General features: G+C 44.7%; 20 protein-coding genes. 13 read left to right on the top strand and 7 right to left on the bottom strand.

Annotated elements, in window-relative coordinates; translation table 11 throughout:
* Nucleotides 1-3: 3 nt before the first annotated feature.
* From MHI21_RS01555 to MHI21_RS01575, 5 genes are all read left to right on the top strand, one after another.
* A complete protein-coding gene (locus tag MHI21_RS01555; RefSeq protein ID WP_342419292.1) occupies nucleotides 4-849 on the top strand; it encodes an ABC transporter permease in 846 nt (281 codons plus the stop codon).
* A gap of 59 nt (nucleotides 850-908) precedes the next feature.
* Nucleotides 909-1,946, top strand: coding sequence for an ABC transporter ATP-binding protein (locus MHI21_RS01560; protein ID WP_342419293.1), 1,038 nt, complete (start codon nucleotides 909-911; stop codon nucleotides 1,944-1,946).
* A complete protein-coding gene (locus MHI21_RS01565; RefSeq protein ID WP_342419294.1) occupies nucleotides 1,939-2,901 on the top strand; it encodes an ATP-binding cassette domain-containing protein in 963 nt (320 codons plus the stop codon). Before MHI21_RS01560 ends, MHI21_RS01565 begins: the two co-directional genes overlap by 8 nt.
* Before the next feature lie 49 nt (nucleotides 2,902-2,950).
* Complete coding sequence (locus tag MHI21_RS01570; RefSeq protein ID WP_342419295.1) at nucleotides 2,951-3,412, top strand: hypothetical protein; 462 nt, start codon at nucleotides 2,951-2,953, stop codon at nucleotides 3,410-3,412.
* Between the two features lie 492 nt (nucleotides 3,413-3,904).
* Nucleotides 3,905-4,735, top strand: coding sequence for a hypothetical protein (locus tag MHI21_RS01575; protein ID WP_342419296.1), 831 nt, complete (start codon nucleotides 3,905-3,907; stop codon nucleotides 4,733-4,735).
* Nucleotides 4,736-4,968: 233 nt separating this feature from the next.
* On the opposite strand, the gene MHI21_RS01580 is transcribed toward MHI21_RS01575, so the two are convergent.
* Complete coding sequence (locus MHI21_RS01580) at nucleotides 4,969-5,184, bottom strand: helix-turn-helix domain-containing protein (RefSeq protein ID WP_342419297.1); 216 nt, start codon at nucleotides 5,182-5,184, stop codon at nucleotides 4,969-4,971.
* Entirely contained in the window at nucleotides 5,136-5,468 is a 333-nt protein-coding gene (locus tag MHI21_RS01585) for a sigma-70 family RNA polymerase sigma factor (protein WP_190298429.1), read from the bottom strand. Before MHI21_RS01585 ends, MHI21_RS01580 begins: the two co-directional genes overlap by 49 nt.
* 1,618 nt (nucleotides 5,469-7,086) lie before the next feature.
* Here MHI21_RS01585 and MHI21_RS01590 point away from each other — a divergent pair.
* On the top strand, nucleotides 7,087-7,587 hold the full coding sequence (locus MHI21_RS01590; protein ID WP_342419298.1) for a hypothetical protein: 501 nt from the start codon (nucleotides 7,087-7,089) through the stop codon (nucleotides 7,585-7,587).
* Between the two features lie 62 nt (nucleotides 7,588-7,649).
* On the opposite strand, the gene MHI21_RS01595 is transcribed toward MHI21_RS01590, so the two are convergent.
* Together MHI21_RS01595 and MHI21_RS01600 are read right to left on the bottom strand one after the other, a co-directional pair.
* Nucleotides 7,650-8,114, bottom strand: coding sequence for a hypothetical protein (locus tag MHI21_RS01595; RefSeq protein ID WP_342419299.1), 465 nt, complete (start codon nucleotides 8,112-8,114; stop codon nucleotides 7,650-7,652).
* A 462-nt stretch (nucleotides 8,115-8,576) separates the two neighbouring features.
* Nucleotides 8,577-8,792, bottom strand: coding sequence for a helix-turn-helix domain-containing protein (locus MHI21_RS01600; RefSeq protein WP_223821989.1), 216 nt, complete (start codon nucleotides 8,790-8,792; stop codon nucleotides 8,577-8,579).
* A 565-nt stretch (nucleotides 8,793-9,357) separates the two neighbouring features.
* Here MHI21_RS01600 and MHI21_RS01605 point away from each other — a divergent pair.
* The 4 genes from MHI21_RS01605 to MHI21_RS01620 all read left to right on the top strand — a co-directional run bounded on the left by MHI21_RS01605 (nucleotide 9,358) and on the right by MHI21_RS01620 (nucleotide 13,196).
* Nucleotides 9,358-9,915 (top strand): GNAT family N-acetyltransferase, encoded by a 558-nt coding sequence (locus tag MHI21_RS01605; protein ID WP_342419300.1) that lies wholly within the window; start codon nucleotides 9,358-9,360, stop codon nucleotides 9,913-9,915.
* Nucleotides 9,916-10,166: 251 nt separating this feature from the next.
* Nucleotides 10,167-11,465, top strand: a complete 1,299-nt coding sequence (locus MHI21_RS01610; RefSeq protein WP_342419301.1) for a sugar ABC transporter substrate-binding protein — start codon at nucleotides 10,167-10,169, stop codon at nucleotides 11,463-11,465.
* Between the two features lie 38 nt (nucleotides 11,466-11,503).
* Entirely contained in the window at nucleotides 11,504-12,376 is an 873-nt protein-coding gene (locus tag MHI21_RS01615; protein ID WP_061830759.1) for a sugar ABC transporter permease, read from the top strand.
* Nucleotides 12,366-13,196: a carbohydrate ABC transporter permease gene (locus MHI21_RS01620; protein ID WP_013308340.1), complete on the top strand. Its 831-nt coding sequence runs from the start codon at nucleotides 12,366-12,368 to the stop codon at nucleotides 13,194-13,196. Before MHI21_RS01615 ends, MHI21_RS01620 begins: the two co-directional genes overlap by 11 nt.
* A 10-nt stretch (nucleotides 13,197-13,206) precedes the next feature.
* Here MHI21_RS01620 and MHI21_RS01625 read toward each other — a convergent pair whose 3' ends face one another.
* Nucleotides 13,207-14,043, bottom strand: coding sequence for an AraC family transcriptional regulator (locus MHI21_RS01625; RefSeq protein ID WP_342419302.1), 837 nt, complete (start codon nucleotides 14,041-14,043; stop codon nucleotides 13,207-13,209).
* A 138-nt stretch (nucleotides 14,044-14,181) separates the two neighbouring features.
* Here MHI21_RS01625 and MHI21_RS01630 point away from each other — a divergent pair, with 138 nt between their 5' ends.
* Nucleotides 14,182-15,468: a Gfo/Idh/MocA family oxidoreductase gene (locus MHI21_RS01630; RefSeq protein ID WP_342419303.1), complete on the top strand. Its 1,287-nt coding sequence runs from the start codon at nucleotides 14,182-14,184 to the stop codon at nucleotides 15,466-15,468.
* 111 nt (nucleotides 15,469-15,579) lie between these two features.
* Here the strand turns inward: MHI21_RS01630 and MHI21_RS01635 are convergent, their stop codons facing one another.
* Nucleotides 15,580-16,419 (bottom strand): carbonic anhydrase family protein, encoded by an 840-nt coding sequence (locus tag MHI21_RS01635; RefSeq protein ID WP_342419304.1) that lies wholly within the window; start codon nucleotides 16,417-16,419, stop codon nucleotides 15,580-15,582.
* 217 nt (nucleotides 16,420-16,636) lie between these two features.
* Between MHI21_RS01635 and adhP the strand changes: the two genes are divergently transcribed.
* Nucleotides 16,637-17,653, top strand: a complete 1,017-nt coding sequence (gene adhP / locus MHI21_RS01640) for an alcohol dehydrogenase AdhP (RefSeq protein WP_342419305.1) — start codon at nucleotides 16,637-16,639, stop codon at nucleotides 17,651-17,653.
* A gap of 80 nt (nucleotides 17,654-17,733) precedes the next feature.
* Here adhP and MHI21_RS01645 read toward each other — a convergent pair whose 3' ends face one another.
* A complete protein-coding gene (locus MHI21_RS01645) occupies nucleotides 17,734-18,099 on the bottom strand; it encodes a helix-turn-helix domain-containing protein (protein ID WP_013368959.1) in 366 nt (121 codons plus the stop codon).
* 188 nt (nucleotides 18,100-18,287) lie between these two features.
* Here MHI21_RS01645 and MHI21_RS01650 point away from each other — a divergent pair, with 188 nt between their 5' ends.
* Nucleotides 18,288-19,484, top strand: a complete 1,197-nt coding sequence (locus MHI21_RS01650; protein WP_342419306.1) for an MFS transporter — start codon at nucleotides 18,288-18,290, stop codon at nucleotides 19,482-19,484.
* Nucleotides 19,485-19,497: the final 13 nt, after the last annotated feature.

Consider the following 19,497-nt stretch of genomic DNA (forward strand, 5'->3'; position numbering starts at 1 on the left):
TTCATGAATCGGAGCAAATGGCGCAACATCGGGATCGAGCTGATGACGAGCAAAATGGGCGCCGTCGCCCTCGTACTATTGATCGTATTCTCGCTGGGGGCGACTTTCGCATTTTTATCGCCGCAGGACCCGAATAAGTTGAACGTGCTGGAGCGTCTCCAACCGCCGGGAGCGGCACACTGGTTTGGGACGGATGATTATGGGCGGGACTATTTTACAAGAGCACTGTACGGTGGACGTGTATCATTGCTGGTAGGTTTTGCGTCCATGATTATTGCGACCAGTATCGGTGCAGTGGTAGGTATTGTGAGCGGATATTTTGGAGGATGGATCGACAATCTGCTTATGCGGGTTTTGGAGCTGATCATGTCGATTCCGTCTTTCTTGGTTATTTTGCTGCTGAGTGTGTTTTTGAAGCCGGGCGTCGGCAATATCATTGTCATTATCGCCCTGCTCATGTGGATGAACATTGCCCGGGTGGTTCGTGCAGAGACAATGACGTTGCGCGAACGGGAGTATGTACTATACGCCAAAGCTTCGGGACAAAGTACGTTTGGTATTATTATGAAGCACATCGTACCGAATCTGATTCCGGTAATTATCGTAGGGGCGACGAACAATATCGCTTCAGCGATTATGATGGAATCGTCACTGAGCTTCCTCGGCTTTGGTGTTCAGCTGCCGAATGCTACGTGGGGCAGTATGCTGAATAATGCCCAAGGATATATTGCACAGGCCCCATATATGGCATTATTCCCGGGTCTACTTATTTTACTGACTGTGTTGAGCTTTAATGTTTTGGGGGATGTGCTTCGTGTAGGCTTTGAACCCAAATTAGTAAAACGATGATTCATAGCACAGATCCATTACAAATGGCTCCAGGAGCGACAGGAAGGAGCGAAAACACAATGACAGAACATCTACTGTCCGTCGAACAGCTGGAGGTCTCCTTTTTCACTCGTGAAGGGGAAAATCAGGCAGTTCGAGGGGTTAGTTTTCATATTGATGCTGGAGAAACGGTAGGAATCGTAGGAGAATCCGGCAGCGGCAAAAGTGTTACAGCGAAAGCGATCATGTCGATGATCGCCCCGCCGGGCAAGCGGCTGAGCGGCGATATCCGTTATCGGGGACAAAGTCTGACCGCTCTGACGGAAAAGCAATGGCGCAAAATACGCGGAAACCAGATTGCGATGGTCTTTCAGGACCCGATGACCTCACTGAATCCGGTCAAAAAGGTTGGCTATCACCTGGTTGAGGTGATCCGCAGACATCGAGGACTGAGCAAGGAAGCGGCTACGCAAGCAGCTGTAGAACTGCTGCGACAAGTAGGCATTACCGAGCCGGAGCGCCGAATGAACCAATACCCGCATCAATTCAGTGGCGGGATGCGCCAGCGGGTGATGATTGCCATGGCGCTCTCGTGCAGCCCGGAGCTGCTGATTGCAGATGAGCCGACTACAGCGCTGGACGTGACGATTCAGGCGCAAATCTTGGGGCTGCTCAAGACGCTGAAGCAGCAATCCGACATGTCGATTGCTCTGATCACCCATGACCTGGGCGTCGTCGCCCAGGTGTGTAGCCGTGTCATCGTCATGTACGGCGGTATGGTGATGGAGGAGGGGCGCGTGGACGATATCTTTTATCGTCCGGGCCACCCGTATACGCAGGGCCTGCTGCGTTCTGTGCCCCAGCGCACGAACGGTTTCCGCGAGCGGCTGGTGCCGATTGAGGGCACGCCGCCAGACCTGCTGAACCCGCCATCGGGCTGTCCGTTCATGGAACGGTGCCCGCATGCGTTTGCCCGCTGTGTGGAGCGGCCGCCGATGGTGGAGCTGCGCCCGGATCAGCGAGCAGCCTGCTGGTTGAACGAGCCGGACGCAGTGCCTGCTGGAGTCTACGAGACGCCCGAAGCGGGGCAAGCGGAAGGGGGGAATAACGGTGAGTGAAGCAAACGATGTATTGGGTGAGCATCAGCCCTTGGTAGAGGTACACCAGCTTAAGAAGCATTTTGTGACCGCAAAGGATTTGTTAGGGCGTAGCTCTGAGGTGTTCAAGGCGGTGGATGGCGTGAGCTTTCAAATCAAGCGTGGCGAGACGTTCGGACTGGTCGGTGAGTCAGGTAGTGGGAAATCAACGGTTGGACGCTGTCTGACGCGATTATATGATTATACAGAAGGTACGGTACGCTTTGACGGTCAGGATATTTCCAAGCTGAACGACAAACAGCTCAAGCCGCTGCGTCGGCGCATTCAGAGCATTTTTCAGGACCCATATTCCTCTCTTAATCCGGGTATGAACGTGCTTGACCTGATCGGTGAGCCGATGGATATTCACAGATTGCATCAGGGTAGTGAGCGCAAAGATGCTGTAGTGGCTTTGCTTGAAAAGGTAGGGCTGAAGCGGGAGCATCTGTATCGCTACTCGCACGAGTTCAGTGGTGGGCAGCGCCAGCGGATTTCCATCGCTCGTGCTCTCTCCGTGAACCCCGAGTTCATCGTCTGTGACGAGCCGATTTCGGCACTCGATGTGTCCATCCAGGCGCAGGTCATTAACACGCTGGAGGATCTCCAGCAGGAGTTCGGGCTGACGTATCTGTTCATCGCCCATGACTTGTCGATGGTGCGACATATTTCAGACCGAATCGGTGTGATGTACCATGGGCGACTGGTAGAAGTAGCTGATGCAGATGAACTGTATGAGCAGCCCGCTCACCCTTATACGCAGGCGCTGCTGTCCTCCATCCCTGTGCCTGATCCGAGAGCGGTCGGAGAGCAAGGGGGACTGGGAGGAGGCTTGGCCCAACCAGACGGTTCATTAGTATGGGACAAGGATAATAACAGTGCAACCGAGCTGAGAGAAATCAGTCCCGGCCATTATGTAGCATACCCGGTTAACCTTTAGGGTTAAGATCGGTTGTATGATGTGCATGACCCAAAGGAGGTAAAAAACGATGACTGAATCGACGACGAAAAGAGTACGTATTTCCCAATGGGACGCGCTCTTGCTGGAATCATTACGCTCTTTAGGTTGGTCCCAAGAGGAATTAATCCGTCGGGTGCAGCAAAATGAGCTGCCAACGGACGGACCATCCGATTTTGATTATACAGAGCTTGTCACCGGGCTGGCGTCCCAAGAGCCGGAGGTGTTTGTCAGCGCGGTAACGGATGGATATCAGATCAAGTACAATACGATCCGGGGCATTCGTTCGTGGATTGCCGTTGCGTTCGGGCGGGAGCCTGAGCTGTCACTAGAGGAAGGAAGCGAAGCCGTTACATCCGAACTGACGAAGGCTGAGTATGATCGGCTTGGGCGGGTACTGTCATTAGGATGGTTCATCCAGGAAGTACGTCCCGCGGCGGGCGAGACTTCAGGATTATACCGAATTGTACCTGCTGCACAGATTAAAAGTTGACTTTGTAGGGCTCGCTCTGCAAAATTAACAGAAGTGGAAAATGTTCAAGGTGAAAAGGCTACAGCTGATAACTGATGTACTTAGAGAATTTTATTTGAAGTCAGGGAGTCAATGTGCTTTTCCTGATTGTGTTAAACGGATTGTGATTGTGGATATGGATTTTACTAAACTAGATAAGTAACGGTAGGGCTGGGCGGTTGCTCAGCTTTTTTCTTTACGCATGGAGTCGGTATCTCTGTAATCCCGTGAAAGCGCGCTTGCCAGCCCCAATGTCGTCTAACCTTATGGCGGAATGTTTGACTTGGGATGGTCTGCTGGAGCGGGCGAAAGTATCACCCTTGCCTTAACGTTTTCCAATTGTTATGTAATTATTTTCAATAAACAAGAAACAAATTCACGATTTTCACCTCTATGTATATAGATGTAGTTTTAGGAAAACATTGGATCAAGACCTGTAGAACAATAATTTTTTTTTACAAAGGAGCAATTAAAATGAAAAATCTAAGATTAAAATACGCTACTGCTTTCCTGTCGAGTGTAGTGCTTGTGGGAAGTGTAAGTGGTTTTTCTATTGCCAATGCTGATAGTACATTACGCCCTAATACGTATGTTCAAAGTTCAGTTAATGCTGTAAATCCATCTGTGTATCAGTCCATCACTAAGTTTAAAAAGAGCGAGACCCCAAATCAGTTGATTTGGAAGGAGAACAACATTTCGTTAGTGGCAAAAAAAATTGAGCTAGAAAATGCACCAAGTTCTGAGAAAAGTGTTATTACATCAATAACGATCAAAAAAGGAGAAAAGAGTTATACCATTAAAACAGATGGATATAATGATAAACTGCGTGATATATCGAGCGCAGTATTATCTCCTTCTAATACATGGTTGGCTATACAGGCACAGCGGAGTGCGGGAGATACGTTATTACTGATCAATCTTAAAACTGGAAAATCTACTATCGTAAATGATCTTTTAAAGGCTAAAGGCAAAAAAAATATAGAATCAATTACTGCTTATAACTGGTCACCTAAAGAAGATCAAATTGCCTTTTCGTACGGTGATACATCAAGTAGCTCTATAGCCATTTATAATACAAAAAAGGATACCTTTATATATCTTCCTAGGGAAACGGATTATATTAGCACAAGCCTGATTTTATGGCATAAAAATGGGAAAAATTTTGACTATATAAGTGAGTACCCATCTGACCAAAAGAAATTATACAGATACTCAATGGACAGCAAAAAAGTGAAACCTGTTAAAAAAATTAGCCAGAGAGAATTTCAACAATGGTTCAAACTTGATAAATACAAATCAAATTAATACAAAAAGGGTGGAGTTTTACCTCCGCCCTTAATTTTTTAGCTTTCGCTTATTGTGATCTTACCAGAACTACCGTTTTGCTCAAGAACTTGAATTAGTGCTCTTTGATCGCTGTTAGTAAGTCTAATGCAACCATATGTTGGACGCAAAGGATACTTCCAACTCGACCACAGCAAAAGCTAAATAAGCTGCCTCCGGTAGAGTAACCGGAAGCAGCTTATCGCCAAGGACTCTTATTTTTTCATGATAAGCTCAAGAAGTTCAGTTTTCATACTCTGGATGGCATCCTCTTTTGGCATACGGATAAATTTACTTAATCGTTTAATATCTGGATCGAAATATTGAAAAATTGCATTCATAGCCTCTACGTCGGATTTGGTTTGGGCAAGTTCAACTAATTTCATAAACTCATCATCTGACATAAATCGTGGAGCGCCTTCTTTTTCCATTTGTTCACCGCCTGTTGTGTAATATGGAGTTCCTTGGCAACTTGTACTTCTGCTTTATCGTTTATGTAAATTTCATAGATGACCTTTTTGCCTGTCTCAGACCTTAGTCTATTAATGTATGATTGCATCATTATTTTGTTATCAGACTCTTCCGAAAATGAGGTTTGAAAGAGGTTAGGCTTAAATTCTAAAGAAATTTCACGTTTCCGATTTCGTTTTGTACGATACTGCATTCTCCAAGCAATTCTATAAAGCTCGCGTCGGTAATCTTCGATAGCACCCATCGGAAATTTCCTCCCTTATGTTCATATACGTACATATAAGGTAGGAGTTCTCAAAATCAATATAACAACCAATTTATAGAATCAATTTTCTTTTTTTGGTGAATATAATAAAATTTTGAATTATTTTGGAACTATCTGAAATTGCCGTGCAGAAACCCCTGAAATTCTATGAAGAACCCGGGCGATTATATCGGCTTGTGTTGGTTCTCTTTTTGTTGGAAAAGTGGGGTGTATCATCCATCTGGAAGTAAATACTCCAAATATCGGTGGGTATCGACGAAAAATTTGGTATTTAACAGTGAAGAGGCAACTCATGAAATGACTGTAGAACAGGCGTATATATAGATACGCGGAGGAATTTGAAGGGGCGTCAACCAATGAAAGTGGATCAATTTGAATAGGTGATGAGTATATGGACTTGAAAGATCATGTTTTAAAGCACATAAATCATATAAAGGTATCTGATGCATCTGGCCAGAAAAGCTGGTGGTTCAGGGGGATATATCATGGGATGGTTAGCAGAGGGCGTAAAAACGAAAAATTGACTTGACCATTCAGGAAGTTACTATAGTTGATGTTGATTATAGTGGGTCAACCATGCGGATCAACAGTAGGTATCAATCTCACGTTTAGTTGTGAAGAGTGAAAGAAAAGATTCTTCATTGAATCCAGCAGTGCTGGTTATTAGGTATATTTATGTATAAAATGATATATATTTTTTCTTTTCTAGGCTTAATTCAAAAGGTTCATTAAAAAAAGCGAGCTCTTGCAGCTGTTGGTATATAACTTGTGCCGTGTCGTTTAGGTAATCAGACAGAAGAAGTATTTCGTCCCATGCATGCTCTGTAAATTTGAGATGTAGCAGCTCCACATTTTTGTCCATTGTATGATGATCGGACAAAATCCCCCATATGTCTTTCACCAGCGGCGGCCACAGCAGGTGTTCGGACCGATTCCAGCTGCGGACGGTAATCTAAGCTGCATAAGAATATCTTTCTGCATACGTTGAACTGCTTTGAGTATTGTCCCGTGTAGGTGTGCTGTGGCATCTAAGGTAATCAACTCTCATCAACGGAATATGTAGAAATAGCTTCAGTCGGTACGTACTGGTTTAGTAATTTAGTAATAGTCATAGATGTGTCCAGGTACAGTCCCATCGTAAAACAAGCCCCAAAAAACCTAGACAATCTAAATACCAGAGTATGGAATATGTATGTAGTTATTGTATAATAATTGTAAATACAGTGAGAGGGGAGAACATGCTAAAGAATCCAATTTTTCTTATTTTGATAATTTTCTTGGCTACCCTAACAGTGCGAATTGTATATAATAATCCGCCCCATTATATTTATGATTGGTTGATGGGTATATACGCCATCCGTTTGATCGGTCGGACGTTGTACGAAAAATACCAAAATAAGCATAGGACCAGTAATGTAACCGATACGATTGTAGAAGTGATTATGGTTATAATCTCATTGGGAATTATCCTATTTTTATTTATGTCACAAGAAACATGGATGCATAAGTTGCTTTTTCTAATCGGAGAATCCTATTTCCTCATATACAGTGGCTATACTTTTAAAGAGATCATACAAAAAAATAAGGAAGTGAATTGATGAAAAATCGAACTATTAATATTGCTGTTGCTATTGTTTTCTTACTAGCATGGGGCATTTATGGTACTTATTATTTTTTGAATTTGAATACGTCTATGCAAGAAGTTGTACTAAATCATGAAAATGTTGACAAAGTTTATTTACAGATATCCAGAAGACCCTCTGAGTTAACCCCATCAACGGATCCAGACACGGATGTAATTTTGAAGGATAAGGAACGAGTTCAAGCAATATTGGACCAATTCTCCAATGTTAAACTTAAGAAAGTCAGTAAAATAGAAGACAAGATTAAGGTTGATTATATTTATAAAGTTATTATCTATCCGAAGACTGACCAAGATGTTCCAGCGGATTATAGTATAGAAATTTTAAATAGTAAGTTTATTTCTATTTCTGGTTCTGGTGGGAGAAGAAAAAGTTTATATCAAACGTACAAGATAACAGATGGATTTGATTATAATTCATTTAAAACTTCTATGGATACGCTTTTGGTGAAGTAAATTTGCATAACAAGAAGGTCAGCTGCTAGCAGCTGACCTTCTTGTTATGCAAATTTCATATTTTAGAAGACTTCCCATCCATTTTCAGAATGTGCTTTGAGTATAACACCGTTACCTGTAATAAAGCGGATGACAGTGTCGTCTTGTAAGGTGTATTCCAGGAATGGAAATTTTATTTGATAAAGATCATATTGTAGATCATTATCAATAATAGTCTTCACAATCCGATCCATACCATTAACACCGTTTTGAAGATAATCGTTAACTTTCGAGCCCGTTCCTGCACTAAACAGGGAGGATGCAAGCGAGGCAATCCCTGTTGCAACCCCTACTGGGGTGCTAGCAATGAAAATCAACCCCAAAACGGTAGCTCCAATTCCTGATAAACCAGCAATCAATGCTGCTGTATCGGCACGACCGTTGTCAAAGTTCCCATTTTTAATTACCTCGTCCTGCGCAATTGACATTTTTACTAATTGTTTTCGACTTACCGTGACTGTTGCTGAATATTCTCGTGATCTTGCCATAATATATCAACCTCCTGATTTTTTGTGAGGAATTGATGGAGTCGCTGACATCTAAATGGCTCCACATTTGTTTGATATCAGTCTTCAATTCCCTCTCACTTATGTAGGTGATTTAAGGCTGTGAATTACAACCAAATCGTGAAAATTACGAAGACATGAATCTTCTCTTATTCATGTGCTTTGCTCCGATTATCCCCTACACATATGTAGGAGTTGGGGGCTGTAACTACACAACCTGAACATGCATTTTTTCTGGATAAAGAAATTCCCCTTCTGAGTCCCTTAGAATATATATTGGAATACCCCGCTGGTTTATCCGATATAATATCTGAAATATAGGCAAGGAAAAAGAAGAGTTGAGGAGTGTGTCGGATTTATTTTACAACCGACCTCAACCACAGCAAAAGCTAAATAAGCTGCCTCCGGTAGAGTAACCGGAAGCAGCTTATTGCCAAGGACTCATTATTTTTTCATGATGAACTCAAGAAGTTCAGTTTTCATACTCTGGATGGCATCCTCTTTTGGCATACGGATAAATTTACTTAATCGTTTAATATCTGGATCGAAATATTGAAAAATTGCATTCATAGCCTCTACGTCGGATTTGGTTTGGGCAAGTTCAACTAATTTCATAAACTCATCATCTGACATAAATCGTGGAGCGCCTTCTTTTTCCATTTGTTCACCGCCTGTTGTGTAATATGGAGTTCCTTGGCAACTTGTACTTCTGCTTTATCGTTTATGTAAATTTCATAGATGACCTTTTTGTCTACCTCAGACCTTAGCCTATTAATATATGATTGCATCATTATTTTGTTATCAGACTCTTCCGAAAACGAGGTTTGAAAGAGATTAGGCTTGGATTCTAAAGATATTTTACGTTTCCGATTGCGTTTTGTATGATACTGCATTCTCCAAGCAATTCTATAAAGCTCGCGTCGGTAATCTTCGATAGCACCCATCGGAAATTTCCTCCCTTATGTTCATATACGTACATATAAGGTAGGAGTTCTCAAAATCAATATAACAACCAATTTATAGAATCAATTTTCTTTTTTTTGGTGAATATAATAAAATTTTGAATTATTTTGGAACTATTTGAAATTTCTTTGTAGAGAGCCTCTAAAATTTTGTGAAGGGTATGGGCGATATGGGGAAGTTACTAGAAGACCAAGTGAAGTCAGACGCTCATTTTTTATGCTATATTTTATACATAAGGAAAATTTGAGAGTTGAGGTGCAGCATGACATCAATGAATATTGTCGAATCATCCGTCAAACCAGGATTAATGGCTTTTCAGGCAAGCACTGAAGATCAGGAGCAGGTTCAGGAGTTAATTTTAAAGACGGCCAGATGGCTGCACAGCAAAGGCTCCACACAATGGGGACGCTTACTAAAAGGAAAAGATGATCACAACCTGGGCGGCGCTATTGCACGCGGAGAAGTGGTTGTTTTTCGAGCATCAGAGGATCATAGCCTGGCAGGCGCAGTGATCTTGCAGCAGCAGCCCAGTGCATGGGACCGTAAGTTGTGGGGACTAGACGAAACGGATTCTGAAGGAGGAACCTCAGTATATCTGCATCGTTTGGTTGTGGATCGCGATAGCACCGGGAAGGGGCGAGGCCGTGAGCTGATGCAATGGATTGAACAAGGCATCCACTTCACAGGCAAGGATCGAATCCGTTTAGACTGTATTGCGGGCAATGACAAGCTTAGTGAGTTTTACAGACAATGCGGTTATACGTATATAGGGGAAACGAACGGCTATAATATTTTTGAAAAGATGCTAATAAAGTCATAGAAAACTGAATCATAGCTCAAGGAATACGAAAGAAGAAAGCAGGTGATCTGCATTCTTCTTTTTTTGCTGTGTAGCCCTTTACTTTCCCTTGGTCGTTGTCATATCAGAGCCCCAAAAGAAAAAAAATTATATAAAAATGAAAATAGGGATATCGCGCCTCCCCCTCCTACATATGATGATAGGGAAAGTTTTGTAAGCGCTTCAAAAGAAGGATGACATACAACCATGCGAAGCTACAGGAGGCGGTTAAGGTGGACAATTACATGAGCTGGATAAAGATTGGATTTTTCCTCAGCGTTCTGTTTTTACTTGCAGCGGCATGCAGTACCTCTCCCAAAATAGAGGAGACAGAAGGGCAAAAAGTGCGACTTACAATGCAGGCTTGGGGTAATCCTGCGGAGGTGAAGGTGTATCAGCGGGCGCTGGATGCATTTGAAAAGGAAAACCCAAATATCGAGGTTAAGCTGGTGCCTGTACCTGGAGACCAATATGAGCAAAAGCTGTTGACACAGCTTCAGGGAAGTCGCGGACCGGATGTGTTTTATTCGTATGAACCGACGATTGCGCGTTTGATCGGGGCGAAGCAGGTACAGCCTTTGGGTGAGTTTTTAAAAAGTGATGCGAGTGATGTGAAGGCTGAGGATTTTCCGGAAGGATTGTGGGGGCCGGCAAAGCGTGATGGGGAAATTTATGGGGTCACTCCCGACTCAAATCCGATGGTCATGTATTACAACAAAAAGGTATTTAAGGAAGCAGGCGTGAAGACGCCGCAAGAATACTATGACGAAGGCAAGTGGAATTGGGACGCCTTTGAAGAGGTTACATCCAAGCTGAAGGCAGCCGGAAAGCAGGGTTATATTGCGGAAAACTGGTGGGCTCACTGGTATTCATGGGTGTGGTCGAATGGCGGTCAGATCTTTGATGAACAAGGCAAATATGTGCTGGACCACAATGAAAGGGGCAAGGAAGCCTTCGGTTTTATGTACGATATGGTGAAAAAGGGAAATGCGGTATATCTCGGCTCGCTTCCCAAAGGGCAAGGGGCTGACGCGATGTTCATGTCCAATCAAGTCGGTATGCTGGCGGCGGGAAGATGGCTGGAACCCTTGTTTAGCCAAAATAAAAGCCTCGACTTCGATTATATCTACTGGCCATCCAATACTGGTAAGAATGAGCCCGTTGCCATTCCGGTTGCCTATGTAGCTGTAAACAAAAATAGTCCGCATGTGCAAGAGGCCATGAAGTTGGCAGCATTCTACGTCTCTGTGAAGGGGCAGGAGGCCCGGCTGGTTGAAGGTGGGAATGCCATGGGTACGCTTGCTGCCGCAGATGAGAGCATTATGAAAAAGGCGACAATTGAGCATTCAAGCTATTTGACCGAAGGACGTAACATAGGGCATGCTCATGGATCTGCACTGGCCTATGATGCTCAGGTGCCAGGGCTGAACTCGGATATCACGGAAACCATCGATCTGATGTTCCTGGGCAAGCAGGATGCTGCGGCAACCATTGAAAAGTTGAATCAGATCATATCCAAGGCGGTCAAGTAGGCACGGGATGGGCCGTGACCGGGGAGGAAGGTGACAAGATGCAGAAAAAGCATCAAGCGCTGTGGGGCTATCTATTCATTGGCCCCCAGTTTTTGGGTCTATTATGTTTTTCGCTGTTGCCGTTGCTATATGCGCTTTACTTAAGCTTTGTAAACTGGGATGGATTTGGCGTACCCTTGTTTGTCGGCTTGGACAATTTCAAGGGCCAATTATCTGATCCCGATTTTTGGAAGGCACTCATCAATACGATGTACTATATGGTGTTGGTCATCCCGGCGGGGATTATATTGGCTCTGCTCGTAGCCATCGTGCTCAACAAAGTGAAGGGCAAGGAAATTTATCGCTTGTTCTTTTTCATGCCTGTCGTAACCAGTTCGGTATCGGTTGGTGTCATCTGGATGTGGATACTGAACGGCGAATTTGGCATTTTAAATCATCTGCTGCGAGCGATTGGGATTACAGGCCCGATGTGGCTTACCGATACGCAGTGGGTGATTCCGTCGATTGCGCTTTTGAGCATATGGCTGGGACTGGGATATAATATGGTCATTTTTCTGGCAGGACTCCAGGGTATCTCCAAAAGCTATTACGAGGCAGCCGAAATTGACGGGGCCAGCAAGTTCCAGCAGCTAAGGTATATTACATTGCCGCTGTTGTCACCAACGACCTTTTTTGTGACCATCATGATGGTCATCAGTTCTTTTCAGGTGTTCGATCAGGCGTTTGTCATGACGAATGGAGGGCCAGCCAAAGCAAGCTATACGCTGGTGTACCACATTTATGATCAGGCGTTCATTGACTTCACGATGGGAGAAAGTGCTGCGGCAGCAATGATTTTGTTCGTGATCATTCTCGTATTTACACTGCTGCAATTTAAAATGCAAAAGAGGTGGGTGCACTATGGAGATTAGTTCCAGAGGCAGGGTATTCCTGCGCCATGTGCTGCTCGCTGTCGGCTCTTTAGTCATGTTTTTTCCATTCCTGTGGACTGTTCTCAGTTCCCTGAAGGATATATCTCAAATTTTCGTTGTCCCGCCTCAATGGATTCCCGATCCGTTCGTATGGAGCAACTATCCGGCATCGCTGGAGGCGATGCCCTTCGTGCAGGCGTATATGAATAGCTTTTACATTACGGTGATCATCGTGACAGCGACACTGATTAGCGCGTCTATGGCGGCGTATGCTTTTGCTAAAATCCGATTTCCGGGCTCGAATATACTGTTTATCTTGTTCCTCGCTACGATGATGGTGCCCAAGCAGGTGACGATGATTCCGCTATATTTGGTGATGGATCGCATCGGTTGGCTGGATACGCATTGGTCGCTGATCGTACCTGGAGCCTTGTTTAATGCATTCGCAGTGTTTCTGCTCCGCCAGTTCGTCATGGGTATCCCACGCGATCTGGAGGAAGCGGCAGTAATGGATGGGGCGGGCTACATTCGTATTTACTGGAGCGTCATTTTGCCACTCATTCGTCCGGCATTGGCGGCGATAGGGATTTTCACCTTTTTGGGTGCCTGGAACAGCTTTCTTGATCCGCTTATTTATCTCAACACACCGGAGAAATTCACGGTTCCGCTTTTACTTAACAATTTCAAAGGGTTATATACCGCCGATTGGTCACTGATGATGGCGGGTACCACCATTTCTGTCGTCCCGGTGCTAATCGTCTATATCATTGCCCAAAAGCAAATTATTGAAGGCATCACCTTGACAGGAATTAAGGGGTAGAGGCATCTCTCTACTCCTTTTTGTATTTTTTTCGGTACTGTAGCGGGGTGTGCCCAGTAAGGTGCTTGAATACACGACCAAAGTGAGCGATGCTGTCAAAACCCGTTTTTTCAGCAATGGAAGTCACTTTCCAGCTCGTTTCTCTTAAATACGCCCGAGCCTGCTGGACCCGCACATCCTGAAGATATTCTACTAAGGTAAAACCTGTTGTCTGCTTGAAAATACGGCATAAATACGTGCTGCTAATATAAAAATGCTCAGCCAGCTGATCTAGCGAGAGGCTCTCTTCATAATGAGCATGCAGGTATGCGATGACCGAGTACACGCGTTGCTGCTTTTCGCTACGTTCCGGTGCAATGGTATCGGCAGTGGCCGATTGTATGCGCCGGATGCGGATAAGGAGCTGGAGTAGCAAGTTCTGGAGATATAGTTGGCGGTAGGCATGTTCTTGGTGGTATTCATTTAGCATTTGCCGGAATAGGTGCTCCAGCTCGCATTGTTCTTCCGCGGAGGGGCGAAGCAGAAAGCTTTTTTCTGGCAGAAGAAGCTGATTCTGATCGCTGGGGGGAGAGACGGTCATTGACGAGGCAGCAAATTCTTCATCAAAGTTAATTAAAATCCGTTCATGGCTACCGCTACCCTTGTTACTCGTACGGTGAAAATCATGTTTGCTGATCCAAATCAGATCGCCCTTCTGGAGGGCGTATACCCGCTGATTAATGTAGTAGTAGCGCTCTCCTGCCAGCAAATAATAGATTTCGTGCGCTTGGTGGACATGGTCGGCGGACATGCTGAATGGCACCTTCCGCAACGCTTGCTCGATGGCAAAACGGGGTGTAGCGATCATATCGATAGTCTCCTTTAATGAAAGAATGCATAAGGATAATATATGTATATTTTACGGGAAAAATCATAATAAAAGCGAAGATTTTGCTCTTTCTTATACTATAAAATAAAAGCAATTCATGTAAAGGGTGTGAACCAATTGGCTAAAATCAAATATGCACTTGTGGGTACCGGAGGAAGAGCCGAATTTTTTTACGGTGAAGTTGTTACCGTTTTCAAAGATACCTCGGAGCTGATCGCGTTCTGTGACGTCAATCAGACGAGAATGGATTATGCCAATCGGCTGTTGCAGGAGAAATACGAGCATGAGCCGATTCCGACCTATAAAGCTCACGAGTTTGATCGGATGATCGCGGAGACGAAGCCGGATATCGTCATTGTGACGACCATTGACCGGGTGCATCATCGGTATATTATTCGGGCGATGGAGCTGGGCTGTGATGTCATTTCCGAGAAGCCGATGACGGTGGATGAAGATAAATGCCAAGATATTTTGGATGCCATAGACCGCACGGGACGGAAGCTGCGCGTCACCTTTAACTACCGCTATGCGCCGCATAATACGAAAATCCGTGAGCTGATCATGGACGGAACGATCGGAGAGGTGCTGTCAGTCAATTTCGAATGGCTGCTGAATACACAGCATGGCGCGGATTATTTCCGTCGGTGGCACCGGGACAAGCGCAATAGCGGCGGTCTGCTGGTGCATAAATCGACGCATCATTTTGATCTGATGAACTTCTGGCTTGGCTCGAAGCCGGAGACAGTGTATGCGATGGGGGATCTGAAATTTTACGGCCGGGAAAATGCGGAGCAGCGTGGCGTGACGGAGTTTTATCAACGGGCTTACGGCAGCAAGGCAGCGGAAAATGACCCCTTTGCGCTACATCTGGACAGTAACGAGCATCTAAAAAGTATGTATCTGGACGCTGAGCATGAGGATGGATATGTGCGGGATCAAAGCGTATTTGGCGACAATATCAGCATTGAAGATACCCTGAGTGTCATGGTGAAGTATCAGAACAAGACGGTGATGAACTATTCGCTGAATGCTTACATGCCTTGGGAGGGCTTTATCATCGTATTTAACGGCACGAAGGGACGGATGGAGGTTCGGGTATCCGAGCAATCCTATGTTAATTCTGGTGGCAGCAAGGCAGATGAGGGTGCGTTAAAAGAGAAGACCATCACCATCTATCCTCACTTTGCAGCACCTTATGAAGTCGAGGTAGAAGAAGGCGTGGGTGGTCATGGCGGAGGAGATCCAGTTATGCTGCGTGATATTTTTGATAAGCCGGCAGAGGATCGGTTTCATCGTGCGGCCTCACATATCGACGGTGCATGGTCCATTTTAACAGGCATCGCCGCCAACCGTTCTATGCGTACAGGTCAGCCAGTGAAGGTGGAGGAACTGGTGCGCTTGTAATGAGCAGTAAATTTAATACCGAAAAGCCCCCTCTAACTAGATGAATAGAGGGGGCTTTTGGGTTGTATTTATATATAGAGTGCACCTTACATCTTACGGCACTTTATTTTATTATTTATCGGCAGTCAGTTCCCGGGTTCCCAGTTGTTGTACAGGGCGATGGTTATCGGGGAAAATGGCAGCAAACTGGTTGATTTGGTCTGCGGACATTTCAATAGGCTGTTCCAGCACTGTCCAATGTACATGTTCTGTGCATGGCGGGGTAGTCAGCGATCCGTTGTAGCGAACGGAGTGCAGGTCTTTTGGCAGCAGCGCAGCGAGATTTATTTCTTCATCTAGAGCCGCCGCTTCTTGGGAATTATCCTTTGGTAGTTTGGACCAAATGCGGTTGAAAGCCTTGTTTTCTTTGCCGCTTTGGATAAGAACCCCTAAGACAGCTGTGCTTCCGTTGTCGCTTTGATGGACAAAATGAAGCTCCATTTCAGCATTTTTACCATCTATTTGGTGTTCGCTCGGGTGATGAAAATGAAACTGCTTTAAAGTGAATTTAGTACCGTCCAGCATGATGCTATTGCTGGCATCGGCAACATTGATTTGCACAGTGTGTCCATTATTCAAAATGGATGCTTTCGTATTAGTGTAATGAACTTGCAGCGGTTGCTGCGTTTGCGATGCTTCCAAATGGGTATGCTCTATATTGACAGGAGATTGTTCGTGGCCGTTACCACAAGCAACAAAATCTTTTTCCAGCTCTCCCCAATGCTCCGGTCCCTGATCTCCTTCATAGGACCAGTGTGGGCCTTTCTGAACGACTGCATGAGCGTTGGTAGCTGATGAGGATGAAGTGCTGGTGGTACTAGAAATGGCGGACTGTGAATTGCATCCTGTTACCGACACAACCAAGATAATGGCAAATATGCTGAACAGGCAACCTTTCCAGTTTTTTTTCATGTTTCTTTATCCTTCTTCCAAATAGAGTATGTGAAACTTTTTACATTGTAAATTATTGTACAAAGTTCCTACAAGGGTCCAAGGACTTAGAAAGAAGCGTTTTTGGATTAAATAGTTTTAAGTTAGATTTATATTTGTCCTTTTCGGGCAAAAATTACTATAATAATGGAGTGTGTATTACAAAATAATTCCATATCTATTTAAAGGAGAGATCTACATGAAAGCAGCAATTGTTACAAGAGACAAGAAAGTCAGTGTAGAAGAGAAACCTTTACGCTCCCTGAAGCATGGAGAAGCGTTAGTCCAAGTCGAATACTGTGGAGTTTGCCACACAGATTTACATGTGAAAAATGCAGATTTCGGTGATGTCACAGGCAGAGTTCTGGGGCATGAAGGTATTGGAAAAGTCATTGAATTAGGCGAAGGAGTAACCAGTCTTAAGATTGGTGACCGCGTAAGTATTGCCTGGATGTTCCAAAGCTGCGGTCACTGCGAATATTGCCTAACCGGGCGGGAAACGCTGTGTCGTGAAGTTAAAAATGCTGGATATACGGTAGACGGTGCAATGGCAGAGCAATGTATTGTCACAGCTGACTACGCGGTCAAAGTACCAGATAGTCTTGACCCTGCCGCTGCAAGTAGTGTAACTTGCGCAGGGGTTACAACATATAAAGCAGTTAAAGTAAGTGAAGTCAAACCAGGACAATGGATCGGTATCTTTGGCATTGGTGGCTTGGGTAATTTGGCTGTGCAATACGCCAAAAATGTATTCAATGCTAAAGTTGTAGCCTTTGACATCAGTGATGAAAAACTAGAACTGGCCAAACAAATTGGTGCTGACTATATCGTTAACAGCATGAAAGAAGATCCGGTCGCTCGAGCTAAGGAGTTAACAAACGGTGCTGGTCTGGATGCAACCGTGGTTACCGCTGTTGCCAAAACACCTTTCAACCAGGCCATCGACGTTGTAAAGGCTGGCGCGCGTGTTGTAGCTGTAGGTCTTCCAACCGATAAGATGGATCTGGACATTCCACGTCTGGTTCTGGACGGCATTCAAGTTATTGGCTCCTTGGTCGGCACCCGCGAAGACCTTAAAGAAGCGTTCCAGTTCGCTGCAGAAGGTAAAGTCGTCCCTCTTGTACAAAAACGTCCGCTTGAAGACATTAATGAGATCTTCGAGGAGATGGAGCAAGGCAAAATCCAAGGACGCATGGTCATTGATTTTACGAAATAAAATGATGTCCATTTCGTAACTCTTGAAACTCGGAGAGAGAGAAAGCGCCTGCTGATGTATTGCAGGCGCTCTTTTTGGCTTTACAGCTTATTCAGAATGTTATCTTCCAAAACCGCAGATTTATCCCCGTATTCTTTAATAATATGTCTTTCTCCCCAAGCACAAAGAGAATCTAAAATGCTTTTCAGACTACATCCATATTCACTAAGCTCGTACTCCACCTTGGGTGGAACCTGATTATAGCTAATCCGATTGACAATGCCGTCTTCCTCTAATTCACGAAGCTGCTGAGTCAGCATTTTTTGTGTTATGGAAGGCATCATCCTTTTTAATTCGCTTGTCCGCATCTTTCCATGTGTCAAATGACACAGAATCACGCATTTCCATTTCCCCCCGATCACCTCTAACGTCGCCTCAACAGAGATATTGTATTTTTTCTTCCCCAATGCAGATCCCCCCATGTGTATCGCTTTCTGTTATACATACCTTAACAGCCTGTTTTAATCGAATAGAACTTTATTTAGGGTACTTTTTAGTACCTATATCACTAAAAAGTACGTACTGTTCATATTTGCTTGAATAACTCATAATAACATCTGCTGGTCGAAGATTTCTATAGATAGGAGTGAAAAACATGTCGTCAGAATCAAAACGAAGTATCTGGCCATTACTGGCTCTAGCCGTAAGCGCCTTTGCGATTGGAACAACCGAGTTCATCAGCGTGGGACTGCTTCCCCTGATCGCTGAAGACTTGCACATATCTGTAACGATGTCTGCACTAACTGTAACGCTATATGCATTAGGAGTTACCATCGGGGCACCTGTCTTGACCTCATTAACATCAAGTGTTCCCCGTAAAACGTTGCTGCTGTGGATCATGATTATATTTATTGCAGGTAACAGCCTCGCTGCGGTCTCTAGCGGAATTGCCTTGCTGCTGATTGCACGTGTGATCTCAGCGTTCGCTCATGGGGTGTTCATGTCCATCGGTTCCACTATCGCGGCCGATCTTGTGCCGGATGATCGGCGAGCGAGTGCGATTTCCATTATGTTCTCCGGGTTGACCGTAGCCACAGTCACAGGTGTACCTTTGGGTACCTACATTGGGCAGCAATGGGGTTGGCGGGCAGCATTTATGGCGATTGTGGTCGTCGGTGTAGTGGCACTCATCGCCAATCTGGTTCTGCTGCCATCTACGCTGCGCAAAGGGAACAAGACTCCTTTCCGCGAGCAGGTCAAACTGGTTACCAATGGTCGCTTGCTACTCGCATTTATCATTACAGCTTTGGGGTATGGAGGCACATTTGTGGTATTTACTTATTTATCTCCATTACTTCACGACATAACCGGATTTCAGCAAAGTACGGTAACGTTTATACTTTTGCTATATGGAATTGCGATTGCCATCGGGAATGTTATTGGCGGAAAAGCAGCAAACCGCAAGCCGCTTTCAGCTTTGTTCTACATGTTTCTGATTCAAGCAGTGATCCTGTTTCTCCTGTTGTTCACGGCACCTTTTAAAACGGCAGGACTGATTACGATCTTCTTTATGGGATTGCTTGCGTTTATGAACGTGCCCGGGCTACAGGTATATGTCGTCATGTTAGCCGAACGGTTTGCACCCAAAGCTGTCGATGTCGCCTCTGCTGTTAATATTGCAGCTTTCAACGCAGGGATAGCAATCGGAGCTTATGTAGGCGGGATTGTAACGGATTCACTCGGTCTCATTCATACGGCCTGGATCGGGAGCATTATGGTTTTCGTTGCGGTTTTGCTCACAGGCTGGAGTTGTATGCTCGAAAAAAGGGATACAACCCCCATTACAGGTTAAAGCTTTTAAAAAA

Source organism: Paenibacillus sp. FSL H8-0168, from assembly GCF_038592955.1.
Taxonomy (GTDB): domain Bacteria; phylum Bacillota; class Bacilli; order Paenibacillales; family Paenibacillaceae; genus Paenibacillus; species Paenibacillus polymyxa_B.

Bases quoted from the DNA above. Each gene is read 5' to 3' on its own strand.
- MHI21_RS01555 (WP_342419292.1), top strand. From the start codon at position 4: ATGAATCGGAGCAAATGGCGCAACATCGGGATCGAGCTGATGACGAGC.
- MHI21_RS01560 (WP_342419293.1), top strand. From the start codon at position 909: ATGACAGAACATCTACTGTCCGTCGAACAGCTGGAGGTCTCCTTTTTC.
- MHI21_RS01570 (WP_342419295.1), top strand. From the start codon at position 2,951: ATGACTGAATCGACGACGAAAAGAGTACGTATTTCCCAATGGGACGCG.
- MHI21_RS01575 (WP_342419296.1), top strand. From the start codon at position 3,905: ATGAAAAATCTAAGATTAAAATACGCTACTGCTTTCCTGTCGAGTGTA.
- MHI21_RS01580 (WP_342419297.1), bottom strand. From the start codon at position 5,184: ATGGAAAAAGAAGGCGCTCCACGATTTATGTCAGATGATGAGTTTATG.
- MHI21_RS01585 (WP_190298429.1), bottom strand. From the start codon at position 5,468: ATGGGTGCTATCGAAGATTACCGACGCGAGCTTTATAGAATTGCTTGG.
- MHI21_RS01590 (WP_342419298.1), top strand. From the start codon at position 7,087: ATGAAAAATCGAACTATTAATATTGCTGTTGCTATTGTTTTCTTACTA.
- MHI21_RS01595 (WP_342419299.1), bottom strand. From the start codon at position 8,114: ATGGCAAGATCACGAGAATATTCAGCAACAGTCACGGTAAGTCGAAAA.
- MHI21_RS01600 (WP_223821989.1), bottom strand. From the start codon at position 8,792: ATGGAAAAAGAAGGCGCTCCACGATTTATGTCAGATGATGAGTTTATG.
- MHI21_RS01605 (WP_342419300.1), top strand. From the start codon at position 9,358: ATGACATCAATGAATATTGTCGAATCATCCGTCAAACCAGGATTAATG.
- MHI21_RS01615 (WP_061830759.1), top strand. From the start codon at position 11,504: ATGCAGAAAAAGCATCAAGCGCTGTGGGGCTATCTATTCATTGGCCCC.
- MHI21_RS01620 (WP_013308340.1), top strand. From the start codon at position 12,366: ATGGAGATTAGTTCCAGAGGCAGGGTATTCCTGCGCCATGTGCTGCTC.
- MHI21_RS01625 (WP_342419302.1), bottom strand. From the start codon at position 14,043: ATGATCGCTACACCCCGTTTTGCCATCGAGCAAGCGTTGCGGAAGGTG.
- MHI21_RS01635 (WP_342419304.1), bottom strand. From the start codon at position 16,419: ATGAAAAAAAACTGGAAAGGTTGCCTGTTCAGCATATTTGCCATTATC.
- adhP (WP_342419305.1), top strand. From the start codon at position 16,637: ATGAAAGCAGCAATTGTTACAAGAGACAAGAAAGTCAGTGTAGAAGAG.
- MHI21_RS01650 (WP_342419306.1), top strand. From the start codon at position 18,288: ATGTCGTCAGAATCAAAACGAAGTATCTGGCCATTACTGGCTCTAGCC.